This is a genomic window from Solwaraspora sp. WMMD791 (assembly GCF_029581195.1).
Classification (GTDB): Bacteria; Actinomycetota; Actinomycetes; order Mycobacteriales; family Micromonosporaceae; genus Micromonospora_E.
The window spans coordinates 3,486,001-3,498,360 of record NZ_CP120737.1 but is presented as its reverse complement, the minus strand read 5'-3'; the positions used below and the strand labels follow the sequence as shown (position 1 = coordinate 3,498,360).

10 protein-coding genes and 1 pseudogene are annotated in these 12,360 nt (G+C 70.9%); 8 read left to right on the top strand and 3 right to left on the bottom strand.

The features are described 5' to 3' along the window. Nucleotides 1-16: 16 nt before the first annotated feature. Nucleotides 17-370 (top strand): hypothetical protein, encoded by a 354-nt coding sequence (locus O7623_RS15400; RefSeq protein WP_282223742.1) that lies wholly within the window; start codon nt 17-19, stop codon nt 368-370. Nucleotides 371-388: 18 nt separating this feature from the next. Here O7623_RS15400 and O7623_RS15395 read toward each other — a convergent pair whose 3' ends face one another. Further along, on the bottom strand, nt 389-1,078 hold the full coding sequence (locus O7623_RS15395; RefSeq protein ID WP_282223741.1) for a DsbA family oxidoreductase: 690 nt from the start codon (nt 1,076-1,078) through the stop codon (nt 389-391). 207 nt (nt 1,079-1,285) lie between these two features. Here O7623_RS15395 and O7623_RS15390 point away from each other — a divergent pair, with 207 nt between their 5' ends. The 3 genes from O7623_RS15390 to O7623_RS15380 all read left to right on the top strand — a co-directional run bounded on the left by O7623_RS15390 (nt 1,286) and on the right by O7623_RS15380 (nt 4,763). After that, nucleotides 1,286-2,005, top strand: coding sequence for a LuxR C-terminal-related transcriptional regulator (locus O7623_RS15390; protein ID WP_282223740.1), 720 nt, complete (start codon nt 1,286-1,288; stop codon nt 2,003-2,005). A 74-nt stretch (nt 2,006-2,079) separates the two neighbouring features. Further along, complete coding sequence (locus O7623_RS15385) at nt 2,080-3,027, top strand: hypothetical protein (protein WP_282223739.1); 948 nt, start codon at nt 2,080-2,082, stop codon at nt 3,025-3,027. Continuing rightward, nucleotides 3,024-4,763 (top strand): insulinase family protein, encoded by a 1,740-nt coding sequence (locus O7623_RS15380; protein ID WP_282223738.1) that lies wholly within the window; start codon nt 3,024-3,026, stop codon nt 4,761-4,763. Before O7623_RS15385 ends, O7623_RS15380 begins: the two co-directional genes overlap by 4 nt. Here O7623_RS15380 and O7623_RS15375 read toward each other — a convergent pair. Beyond that, nucleotides 4,715-6,148: an FAD-binding monooxygenase gene (locus O7623_RS15375; protein WP_282223737.1), complete on the bottom strand. Its 1,434-nt coding sequence runs from the start codon at nt 6,146-6,148 to the stop codon at nt 4,715-4,717. The two genes, O7623_RS15380 and O7623_RS15375, sit on opposite strands and share 49 nt — an antisense overlap. Before the next feature lie 290 nt (nt 6,149-6,438). After that, nucleotides 6,439-7,386 (bottom strand): hypothetical protein, encoded by a 948-nt coding sequence (locus O7623_RS15370; protein WP_282223736.1) that lies wholly within the window; start codon nt 7,384-7,386, stop codon nt 6,439-6,441. Between the two features lie 995 nt (nt 7,387-8,381). Here O7623_RS15370 and O7623_RS15365 point away from each other — a divergent pair. The 4 genes and pseudogenes from O7623_RS15365 to O7623_RS15350 form a co-directional block, all read left to right on the top strand. Next, nucleotides 8,382-9,558: pseudogene (locus O7623_RS15365) on the top strand (glycine betaine/L-proline ABC transporter ATP-binding protein); the annotation flags it as partial. 83 nt (nt 9,559-9,641) lie between these two features. After that, nucleotides 9,642-10,529, top strand: a complete 888-nt coding sequence (locus tag O7623_RS15360; RefSeq protein ID WP_282223734.1) for a proline/glycine betaine ABC transporter permease — start codon at nt 9,642-9,644, stop codon at nt 10,527-10,529. A gap of 122 nt (nt 10,530-10,651) precedes the next feature. Then, nucleotides 10,652-11,569 carry a glycine betaine ABC transporter substrate-binding protein gene (locus O7623_RS15355; RefSeq protein ID WP_282223733.1) on the top strand — a complete coding sequence of 306 codons (918 nt, stop codon included), beginning with the start codon at nt 10,652-10,654 and terminating at the stop codon, nt 11,567-11,569. 327 nt (nt 11,570-11,896) lie between these two features. Further along, nucleotides 11,897-12,265: a hypothetical protein gene (locus tag O7623_RS15350; protein WP_282223732.1), complete on the top strand. Its 369-nt coding sequence runs from the start codon at nt 11,897-11,899 to the stop codon at nt 12,263-12,265. Nucleotides 12,266-12,360 lie beyond the last annotated feature (95 nt).

The window sequence follows — 12,360 nt, the reverse complement described above, 5'->3', positions numbered from 1 at the left end:
AGGCAGGAAGGTGCCCGTGGAGATCCAACCGTGGCAGATCCCGCTACTGGTGATGGCGGGCATCATCGTCGCCGAGACGTTGACCGTGCCGGCGCTGCGCCGCTGGGGCGGCACGGTGCTCAGACAGACCCTGCGGACGGCGTCTCTCGGCCTGCTCGCCCTGCTGCTGGTCGCCGCCCTGGTGGTCGCGGCCCTGGGTCCGTCCCTGGCCGACCAGCTGGCCAGTGTCGCGGCGACCATCTCGGGCTTCGTGGCGCTCTGGCTGACCTGGCGGTCGTACCGTGCGACGACCGTCACCGACCGGGACCACGTCACCGACCGGGACCGTGTCACCGACCGAGATCGCGCCGCAGGCCCGCCGCCCGGTTGACGAATGGTGGCGCGACGGTCAGCCGGTGGCTGCGGTGTGTGCCGCCTGCAAGGTGGCGGTGAACACCTCGACCGGCTGCGCCCCGGAGATGCCCCACCGGTCGGCGACCATGAAGAACGGCACTCCGGTCGCGCCCCGCTGCCGGGCCGCCCGTACATCGGCGGCGACCTCGGCCGCGTACCCGTCGCCGGCCAGCAGCCGCCGGACCTCGTCGGCGGCCAGGCCGACCTCGACGGCGAGCCGGGTCAGGGTCTGCGGGTCGTCGAGCACCTCGGCCTCGATCAGGTGCGCCCGCAGCAGCCGTTCGTGCATCGCCCCGTCCAGTCCGTGCCGCGCGGCCAGTTGGGTCACCCGGTGCGCGTCGACCGTGTTGACCATGATCGCCCGGTCCAACGCGTACGTGAGCCCCTCCGCCGCCGCCAGCTCGGTGACCCGCTGCGTCATCACCCGTACCTGCTCCGGCGCGGCGCCGAACTTCGCCGCCAACATCTGCGGTACCGGCTGTCGTACCCCGCGCGGGTGGGTCGGGTCGAGCAGGAAACTGTGCCAGCGTACGTCGACCCGGTCGGCGTACGGCAGGTCGCGCAGCGCCGTCTCCAGCCGTCGCTTGCCCAGATAGCACCACGGGCAGATGACGTCGGACCAGACGTCGACCCGGACCCGCACGCTGCTGTCCAGGTCGGTGCCGGTCGGGTCGGAAACGTTCATGATCACCTCTCAGGTCGTCGCCGAGCTTACTGCCGGTGACGACAGTTCCGCACGGAGAGTCAGGACGGCGTCCGCGAATATCCGGGGTACCACCCAGTAACCAGTGGAAGCCGGGATGATCGACTGCCACGATGATCCGCACTGACCGCCCCATCCGGGCCACTTCAGTGTGCCGCCGGCCGAAGTGAGCAGAGAATGGACTGCCGAATGAGCAGTCCGACGGGCCACCGTACGGTCGTGGAGACCACCAGCATCCTCAACGCCGCCCGTACGGAAACCAGCCCTGGCCACGGCGCCGATCCCGACCTGATCGGTGGGATCCGGCTGCGCCCCGACGCCCGTGCGGTGCAACTGGACCGGTACGGCCGGGTCGTGCGGGTGTCGGCCGGCCTGACCCGCTGGATCGGCTGGTCCGGAGCCCAGCTCGCCGGCCGCCCCTTCGAACTGGTCCTGCACCCCGACCGGCGGGCCTGGTTCCGGCACCGGTTCAGCGTCCTGCTGACCGATGCCTTCCCGCACTTCGTCGGCCTCGCCGAGGTGACCGCCACCGACGGTCGTCTCGCCGCCAGCCACGTCACCGCCGTCGCCGTGCGCGGCATGGAGCCGCCCGCCGACTCCGTGCTGGTGCTGCTCACCCCGGAGAACCGGGTACGCCGCCCACAGCTGACCGAGGTCGGCGCCCGGGTCCTGGAAGGCCTCGCCGGTGGCGCCTCCACCGCAGAACTCGCCGCCAGCATGCACCTGAGCCGCAAGGGCGTCGAGTACCACGTGACCGCGCTGCTGCGGCAGGCCCGGGTCACCAACCGGACGGCGCTGGTCGCCTGGGCGTACCACTGTGGAGTTCTCGTGCCCGGCAGTTGGCCGCCCCGGCTGGCCCCCGAGGCCCGCGAGTCCATCCGACCCCGGGCCCGCGCCGGCACCTCCTGACGGGGCGACCGGGAGCAGACGCTGACCGGGCGACCGGGAGCACACGGGGGCACGGCGGGCCCTAGGATGCCGGGATGCCCGCCGCGCCCGAACTCGCGCTCACCACCGACCTCACCGACGCCTACCCGGAGTGGCGCGAGCTGCGGGCCGCGCTGCACGCGGGCGACTGGCCCACCGCCCGCGCCCTGATCACCGGCCAGCCACCGTCGACACAGACCGGGCTGATCGGGCAGGCCGACGCCGAGCCCGACATCCGACCGATGGTGCAGCGGCAGGTCGACGCCGACCCCGCCGACGCGGTGGCCGCCGCTCTCCTCGGCTATCTGATGATCCACCAGGCCTGGCAGGTACGGACCAGCGCCCGCGCCAAACACGTCAGCCGCAGCCAGTTCCGCACCTTCCACGAGATTCTGCGCGCCGCCGAGCTGATGCTGATCGACGCCGCCGCGCACCAGCCGGGCGACTGCTCCATCTGGGCCGCCCGGCTGATCACCGCCCGGGGCCTGCAACTGGGCCAGTCCGAGGCGCGCCGCCGCTACGACCGGCTCGCCGAACAGGACCCGCACCACCTGCCCGCCCAGGAACTGCTGCTGCAGCAGCTCTGTCCGAAATGGGGCGGCAGCTTCGACGAGATGCACACGTTCGCCCGCGAATGCGCCGCCGCCGCACCCGAGGGCGCGCTGAACGGGTCGCTGATCGCCCAGGCGCACTTCGAGCACCTGGTCGAGCTCAACTCCTGGGAGCAGACCAAGTACGCCACCACGGAAGTGAAGGAAGAGGTACGGATGGCCGCCGCCCGGTCGGTGCTGCACGCCGATTTCCGCCCCACGTACGGGTGGATCGACGCGGCCAGCCAGTTCGCCATGGTCCAGAGCCTCCTCGGCGACCACGCCGCCGCCGCACCGCACTTCGCGGCGCTCGGCAACCGGGTCAGCAAGGACGTCTGGGGCCGGTTCGACGACCCGGTCGCCATGTTCGCCGAGTTCCGCCGCAAGGCGCTGGCCGCCGGAGGCCGGAGATGATCCGCCAACTCGACGTCGACGGCGTACCGGCGCTGCTGGCCCCGACCACCGGGCCGGTGCACGCCGGGCTGATGTTCCGGGTCGGTCAGGCCGACGAGACCCTCGCCCGGCGGGGCGTCACCCACCTGCTGGAGCATCTCGTCCTGCACCCGCTGGGCACCGCCGACTACCACTACAACGGCAGCACCGGCAGCGTCGTCACCCAGTTCCACCTGCAAGGCTCGGTCGACGACGTCACCACCTTCCTGACCGGGGTGTGCCAGTCGCTGCGCCAGCTGCCGCTGCAGCGGCTGGCCACCGAGAAGGACATCCTGCGGACCGAGTGGAGCAACCGGGGCAACTCGGTGACCGACCCGATCCCGCTGTGGCGCCACGGCGCCCGCGACCACGGGCTGGTCGCCTTCCCCGAATGGGGGCTGTCCGCGTTGACCGGTGACGACCTGCAGCAGTGGGTCGCCCGCTACTTCACCCGGGAGAACGCGGTGCTGTGGCTGGCCGGCGACGACATCCCGGCCGGGCTGCGGCTGGACCTGCCCTCCGGGGTACGGATGCCGACCCCGGCGGCCTCGTCGGCGCTGCCGACCACCCCGGCGTACTTCCCCGGCGGCAGCCGGTCCACGGTCTACGACGCGGTCGTGGCGCGCGACGTCGCCGCCAGCGTCTTCAGCGGAGTCCTGGAACGGGAGATGTTCCGGGCGCTGCGCCAACGCGACGGACTGTCGTACACCGCCGCGACCCACTACGAGCCGCGCGGCGACGGGTACTCGGTGATCACCGCCCTGGCGGACGCGCTGCCGCAGAAGCAGGACGCGGTGCTCGGCGGCATGATCGACGTGCTGGCGAAGGTGCGCGTCGGCCGGATCGAGGAGGCGGACGTCGCGGCGGTGATCGGCAAGGCCACCGACGCGCTGGCCACCGCCGACGCCGACCGGGCCCGGCTGCCCTCGGCCGCGTTCAACCTGCTGACCGGCTACCCGATCGACACCAGCGACGACCTGCTGCGGCAGATCAAGGCGGTGACGCCGCAGGACGTGCACCGGGTGGCGACCGAGGCGGCGGCGTCGTCGCTGCTGATGACCCCGTACGGCCGGTCCGCCGACTGGGCCGGGTTCGTCGCGGCGCCGTCCGGGTCGACCGAGACCGTCGACGGCACCACGCACCCCGGGCTGGACGACCTGCCGCAGAGGCTGATCGTCGGCGCACAGGGCGTCACCATCGTCACCGACCCGGCCGATCCCTCCGACGCGGACGACTCGGCGGCGGACCGGGTGGCGACCGTCCGCTACGACCGCTGCGTGGCGATGCTGGCCTGGCCCGACGGCGGCCGGCAGCTGATCGGCGACGACGCCATCGTGGTCCGGGTCGAACCCACCCTCTACCGGGACGTCGACCCGGCGGCGGTGGACGCGGCCGTACCGCCGCAGCTGCGGGTGGACCTGCCGCCCCGCGACCCGGAGGAGATCCCCCGACCGGACACCGTCTACCGCAAGCCGACCAGGCCGAAGCCGCCCGGCGTCCGGGACCGGCTGCGCCGGCTGCCGGTACGGGAGCGGGTCAAGTACCTGCTGTCCGCTTTCTGGGCGGTGTTCTGCGCGGCCCTCGGGGTGGGCATCGGTGTCGGGATCGTCACCGGTGCCGTCGGCCCCGGCCGGGTGGTGCCGATGATCGCCGCACTCGGGGTGAGCGTCTACGTCGCCCGGTCGCTCCTCGGTACCTGGCGGGAGTTGGGGGAGTGACCGCCCGGCCCGGGTGACCGGGCGGGGCGTACCCGCGCCAGCCGGTCCGGGCGCAGTACCCGCGCCAGCCGGTCCGGACGCAGCAGGCTGCCCGGCGGGTCCAGCAGCCCGGTGACCCGGACGAACGCCGCCGACAGCGTCGGATCGTGCACGGCGGCGGCGTGCAACCGGGGCAGGTAGGCGTTGGTCAGCCGGACCATCGCGCCGCGCCGGCCGGCCACCCCGGGGAAGGCGAGGTCGCCGCCGGCGGCGATCCGCCACGGTACGTCGACCGCCCGCGCCACCGCCGCGAAGTACCGCGGCCACCGCGGCCCGCCGTCGGCCAGCACGTCGCGCAGCGCCTGCGCCTGCAGCGCGGCCACGGACATCCCCTGACCGTAGAACGGGTTGAACGAGCAGATCGCGTCGCCGATCACCAGCAGCCCGTCCGGGAACCGGGTCAGCCGCTCGTACCGGTGCCGCACACTCGCCGGATAGCGGAACGTGACCGGGGCGTCGAGTGGTTCGCCGTACCGGATCGCCTGCCCGATGTCGGGGAACTCGAGCCGGTCGACGAAGGCCTCGAACCCCGTCGGGTCGGCCGGCGGGTGTTCGCCGAGCATGCCGGCCAGGGTGAGGATGTGCCGGCCGCCCTCCTGTTGGGCCAGCCCGGCGCCGTACGGGTGGCGCGGTGTCCAGTTCTGCAGGATCACCGTGTCGGAGCCGAGCGCGTCGGGCGGCAGCCGGTACGACCGTGACGCGTACCCGACGTCGACCCGGATCTTCTCGGTGACCGGCGACGGGTAGCCCAGTTCGGCCAGCCAGCCCGGGGTGCGGGAGCCCCGCCCGGTGGCGTCGACGACCAGATCCGCGTCGATCAGGGCTTCGGCGTCGGTGGCGCTGCGGACCCGTACGCCGGTGACCCGCCGCCGGTCACCGGTGGTCGTCACCGCGACGATGGCGGCACCGTCGACGACGGTGACGGCCGGCAGCGCCCGGACCCGGTCGCGGACGTACCGTTCCAGCAGCGGCCGGCTCGGGAAGAGCACCGGCTGGCCGATGTCGACGCGGGCGATCCGTTGCCCGGAGACCAGCCAGCGGATGCCGCCGAGCAGGTCGCCGCTGGGTACGCCGGCGGTGGTGAGGTCGGCGGTCAGGCCGGGGAACAGGTCGTCGAGGATCTGTGCGCCACGGGCGAGCAGTGCGTGCAGGTGCCGGCCCTGCGGTACGCCGCGCCGCTGCCCGCCGATGTGCGGTGCGTCGGGCCGTCGGTCGCCGTGGAGTGGCAGCTCGTCCCGGTCGACCAGGGTGACCTGGTCGTACCGGTCGGTGAGGACCCGGGCCGCGAGCAGCCCGGCCATGCTGGCCCCGAGGACCACGGCGCGACCGCCCAGGGATCCATTCATGCTTCCTCCATGCTGATGCCACTGTGGATACGAACCAGGCCAGGAGGATTCTCAGCTGTCGAATGTCGACGATCTTGTTCGAGAATGCGCAGTCAGGTCACGATCTGGTATCAGCGTCACAGTATGTACATCTTTCGATGTTAGCGGTAACATGGCGTCTGCTGTTTCATGACACGAGAGGTTCATGGCGGCCGCACGAACCACACGATGACCGAGGGACCTATCCGGGCGGGACCCTCGCGGAGCGCAGGCCCGGCCGGTACCCGTCCAACCGGCCGGGTCTGCGACCGTCACCCGGCCGCGCAGTACTGGTGCACCTCGGTCCGGGTGTCGTCCGCCGTCGGCGGCAGGCTGCGGACCAGCAGCGCCGACTGACGGTGCCGGCCCGGCAGACAGCCGGAGCGTGAAGCAGTCGGGTCGAAACCGCCGCCGACGATGACGCCGGCGACGTCGCGGAACACGATGCCCGCGCCGGTCGAGGTCAACTCCCGGCAGTACGGCGACAGCACCTCGTAGCTGACGGTGGCGTCGATGCTGTCCGGGCCGTACCGGGCGGTGTCCAGATGACGGGTGGTGACCGCTGCGGTCGGCGTACCGTCCACCGGCAGCCAGGTCGCCCCGGTGACGGTGACATCGACCCTGGCGACCTCCACCCGCCGGCCGCCCCGGGAGGCGACCCAGTGTCGCTCGCCCACCCCGACCTGCTGTCCGGGCAGGATGACCGGGATCTGTCGGGGCTGTTCGCGGGCCGGGTCGAGAGAGGCCGGTCGACCCTCGGCGTCGAGTACGCGGAAGCTCACCGTCGCCCCGTACGCGAGGTGGCCGCTGGTGTTGACGATGACCGCGCCGGTGCTCACCACGGCGTCCCGGGTGATCGGTGCGGCGGCGCTGCCGAACTGGGTGAAGCCGGATTCGACGATGCTCAACTCGCCCCCGTCCGGCGAGGTCGTCCCGACGACGCTCCCGGCGGCGCTGGCGGCGGGCGCGGTGGCGCTCCCGGCGGCGCTGGCGGTGGGCACGGTGGCGCTCCCGGCGGCGCTGGCGGTGGGCACGGCGCTGCCGGGTGTGACGCAGGGGCTGGCGACAGCGTCCGTCGCGGGGGGACGGTCGGCCGGCGCGAGCGCGAGCGCGGCTCCGGTGCCCAGCATGGCGAGCAGCGCCGTTGCTACCGTGACGAGGATGATGACGCGCCTGCGCCGCCGGGGTGACGTAGGCGCGTTCACGGTCGGTGTGGCCATGACGCGTGATCTCCCACTTTCCGGGTCGGCGGCCGCCTCGCCCGCACGGGCGGCGTTGACTACGCCACGGTACTACGTGGGCACTCACTGTCGCGATATTCATGATGGTCGTCATGTTGTGTTGTGTTGTGTCGTGTCGTCCGGCACCGGCACCGGCGTCGGTGGCATGTCACGTCGCCGTAACTGCGTGTGACGGGAACCCATCGGGACAACTGCCCGGACGTTGTTCCTCAGAGGAATAAGTATTCCTCACGGGAATACTGCTCGGGCGCAGTGCCGGTCGGCTGGGCGGCGTGCATGCCGCCGGTCCGCCGGTCGGCCGGGCAGTACGGGCCGGCCGGTGCCGATGCCGAGGCGGCACTGGTGCCGGTGCCCGTTGCTGCGCGTCCACGTCGCCCGGCCCGTCGGGTCGGGGGGCGGGGATGCGTGCGACGGTCCACCGGTGGCCCGTGGGAGTTTGCGCCCCTCGGGGAATGGCGCCGTGATTCTGCGTCGGGGCGGTGGGACGCCGAGTGCACCGTGGCGACTGTCACATTCGTCGGTGGCGGGGTCACGGATGCATTCTCAGATTTTCAACCACCTTTATCGAACGGATACCAAATCGTTTCGTAGATTGCACCCCGCCGGCGGCTTGGCGTGGCGGGTGTGGTTTCAGAAATCCGCGCGGACGCGCGCGAACCTCGCGTGGTGGGGCCGGATGATCGCTGGTGGCAGGCTCGTCACGCTCGGTGCCAATGTCGGCGCGGATGTGCATCGGTCGACAATGGAACAGGTAAAGAATTGATGGGAGTGACGAACACGACGAGGTACGATATGACCGTAACGTGAGGGTATCGGACATTTTTCATTCTCCGGATCCCGTCAGGTATGGTCGACCGCAACCCCCCAATCACCGACCGGGACTGGTTCGCCCGCCGACCGTCAGACGATTTGATGCCATCGATGCATGTGTGACACATGTGTTGCATGGGACCATCGTCACGACATCCGTTGGAATGGAGATCGTGTCCGCAATCGTCGTCAAATCCCTGTACAAGATATTCGGCAAACGCGCAGACAAGGCCCTCGAACAGCTGCGCGCCGGCCGGGACGACACGCTCCCGGCACTCGGCGCCACCGGCGCGGTCGTCGACGCCAACTTCGAGGTCCGCCGGGGCGAGATCTTCGTCGTCATGGGGCTGTCCGGCTCCGGCAAGTCCACCCTGATCCGGATGCTCAACGGCCTGCTCCCGCCGACCAGCGGCACCGTCGAGATCGACGGCGTCGACATCACCAGGCTCAAACCGGCCGCCCTGCGCAAGGTCCGGCGCGAGAAGATCAGTATGGTCTTCCAGCACTTCGCGCTCCTGCCGCACCGGTCCGTGCTGGAGAACGCCGGCTACGCGCTGGAGGCGGCAGGCCTGCCCCGCGCCCAGCGCCGCGAGCAGGCGATGGAGGCGTTGCGCCTGGTCGGCCTCGACCAGTGGGCGGACAAGCTGCCCCAGCAACTGTCCGGCGGGATGCGCCAACGGGTCGGCCTGGCCCGGGCACTGGCCGCCGGCACCGACATCATGCTGATGGACGAGGCGTTCTCCGCGCTCGACCCGCTGATCCGTCGTGAGGTCCAGGACCAGCTGCTGGACCTGCAGGCGCAGCTCGGCAAGACCATCGTCTTCATCACCCACGACCTCAACGAGGCGATGCGCCTCGGTGACCGGATCGCGGTGATGCGCGCCGGACGGATCGTCCAGATCGGCACCGCCGAGGAGATCCTCACCGACCCGTCGAACGACTACGTCGCGCAGTTCGTGGCCGACGTGGACCGTACCCGGATCCTGACCGCCTCGTCGGTGATGGAACGGCCGCTCGGCGTCGTCGACGAGAACTCCGGCCCCCGGGTCGCCGCCCGGGTGCTGCGGGAGAACCAGATATCGGCGGTCTACGTCACCGGCCGGGGGCAAACGGTTCGTCGGCACCGTCTCCGACGACGGCATCGAACAGGCGATCCGCGACGGCCGGCAGACGCTGCGCGACGTCGTCACGACCGACCAGGTCCGGGTGGCGGCCGAGGAGACCCCGGTCGCGGAGCTGTTCGCGCCGTGCGCCGAGAGTCCACACCCGCTGGCGGTGACCGACGGCACCGGCCGCCTCGTCGGCGTGATCCCCCGGATCACGCTGCTGCGGGCGCTCGGCGCCATCGGCACGGAGCCGACCGCCGCCGACGATGCGGCCGCTGCCGACACCGCCAGCGATGCGACCGCTGAAGGAGGAGACCAGTGAACGTCGCGGACGGCCTGGACGGGCTGCTGCCGTACGTGCAGGTCGGCAAGGGGTTCGAAGCCGTCGTCGACTGGACCACCGAGCACATGGAGCCGTTCTTCGACGGCATCTCCGGGCTGGTCCAGGCGTTGGTCGACCCACTCGACGACCTGCTGAACGCGCCCCCGGCGATCGTCATGGTGCTGATCTTCGCGGCGCTCGGCTGGTGGCTGCGCGGCTGGAAGTTCGGCATCGGCACCGCCGTCGGCCTCGGCATCGTCGCCGGCATGCCGTACTGGGAGCAGACCATGAGCACCCTCGCGCTGGTGCTGGTCGCCAGCGGACTGTCCCTGCTGATGGCCGTACCGCTGGGCATCCTCATCGCCGAGAACCCGCGGATCTCCGCGCTGGCCCGCCCGGTACTGGACCTCATGCAGACCCTGCCCGCGTTCGTCTACCTGATCCCGGCGATCTTCTACTTCGGCGTCGGCGCCGTCCCCGGGGTGCTGGCCACCGTGGTGTTCAGCATGCCGCCGGGGGTCCGGCTGACCGAGCTCGGCCTGCGCCAGATCGACCGCGAGGTGATCGAGGCGGGTGAGGCGTTCGGCGCCTCGCCCTGGGCGGTACTGCTGCGCACCAAACTGCCGTTGGCCCTGCCGACCATCATGCAGGGCGTCAACCAGGTGATCATGCTGGCTCTGTCGATGGTGGTCATCGCCGGCATGGTCGGAGCTGGCGGCCTCGGCGAAGTGATCATGACCGCGTTGGCCCGGATCCAGGTCGGCCGCGGCTTCGAAGGCGGCATCGCCGTCGTCATCCTCGCGGTCGTGCTCGACCGGCTGACCGACTCGATCGGCGCCCGCACCAAATCCGCCAGGGCGCAGCGCGCCGTCGCGCAGGCCTGACCGCCCCGCACCGCACCGCACCGCAAGACCGAGATCCCGCAGGGAGGGTCACCGGTGCCGGCGCCCTGCCTCGCCTACCGCGAGTCCGCCGGTGAACGGCAACACACGGAAAGGACGAACACATGTTCGGCAACACACTGCTCCGCCGGGCCGCGGTCGCGGCCGCGGCCGCGCTCGCCCTCGGTGGGGTCGCCGCCTGCGGCAGCGACGACACCGACGACAGCGGCACCGGCACCGGTTCCACCGGCTCCGCCGACAAGAGCATCACCATCGGCTACATGGCCTGGGACGAGGCGATCGCCGCCTCCTACCTGTGGCAGAACATCCTTGAATCCCAGGGGTACGAGGTCGAGCTGACCAACGTCGAAGCCGGCGTCGTCTACTCCGGTCTCGCCTCCGGTGACATCGACCTGTTCCTCGACGGCTGGCTGCCCCAGACGCACGCCTCCTACATGGAGCAGTACGGCGACGACATCGAGCAGCTCGGCGTCTGGTACGACAACGCCAGCCTGAGCATCGCCGTCCCGGCGTACGTCGACGGCGTCGACTCGCTGGCCGACCTCGCCGCCAACGCCGACCTGTTCAACGGCGAGATCATCGGCATCGAGCCGGGCGCCGGCCTGACCGCCGCCACCCAGGACCAGGTCATGCCGACCTACGGCCTGGACGACTACGAGCTGCGGACCTCGTCGACCCCGGCGATGCTCGCCGCGCTGCAGAGCGCCATCGCCGACGAGGAGCCGATCGTGGTGACCCTGTGGCACCCGCACTGGGCGTACTCGAACTACGAACTGAAGGACCTGGCCGACCCGGAGGGCACCCTCGGGCAGGCCGAGGAGATCCACACCCTGGCCCGCACCGGGTTCGGCGAGGACTTCCCCGAGGTCACCGAGATGCTCGGCAAGTTCAAGATGGACGACCAGCAGCTCGGCTCGCTGGAGGACCTGATGTTCAACGTCCACGAGGGCGACGAGGCCGGCGCCGTCGAGGCGTGGCTGTCCGAGAACCCCGACTACCTCGGTACGCTCGGCGTCTCCTGACCGCCGTACGACTCTGATCGGCGCTTTCGCCCGGTCCGGCGCTCACGCCGGACCGGGCGAACGTGTCAGCCTCGCGCCACGTCGGCCGGCCATGGCCCACCGTCGGGCACCGGGCCGCCGGCCGGTCACCCACCGGCTGAGTTGCTGACCCGCGACGACCCACCCGAGTGCATCTTCATCCTTGACCATCGCCACCCGCGACGTGGAGATCCGCAAGTACTTGAAGGTCGGCTTGCGTCGGCTGGTCTCGATCGCGTCAATTGTCGACGCGCGCTGCTTTGAGCGCACGTATCCACATGATCATGTCCACCGCTTACCCCTCCGTACGTGAGTGATTTCATGGGTATGCCGCTCCACCCTTACGGGAGAGTGCCGGTGGAGTCCAGAGTGTTCGCAGGAGAGATTTCCGAGGATCAGCGGAGGGCAGAAATGAGTGTCCTGGTACCAGGTTCCCAACCGCCGGCCATCCCCGAGTTGAGCGAGGAGCAGACCCGCGACGTCGCGATCCGGTACGCGAGGAGCGTCGTCACCGACCACTGGCCCTCGGCGGAGTGGGCGGGCTGCCTGACCGACGGATGCCGCCCGGTGGACACCGCACTGCAACTTCTACGGGTGGAAGACTTCAACGTATACGAGCGCCTTGCGGAACTGCTGCGCGACGGCAAGTCGGTGGAAATGATCACCGATGAGGAATGACCCGCTGGTCAGAGTTGGCGACACGGTTTCGTTGAATACCGGCGACTACTGCTACGGGCTCGGCCGACTCGTACTGCGGGTCACCTTGCCGGCCC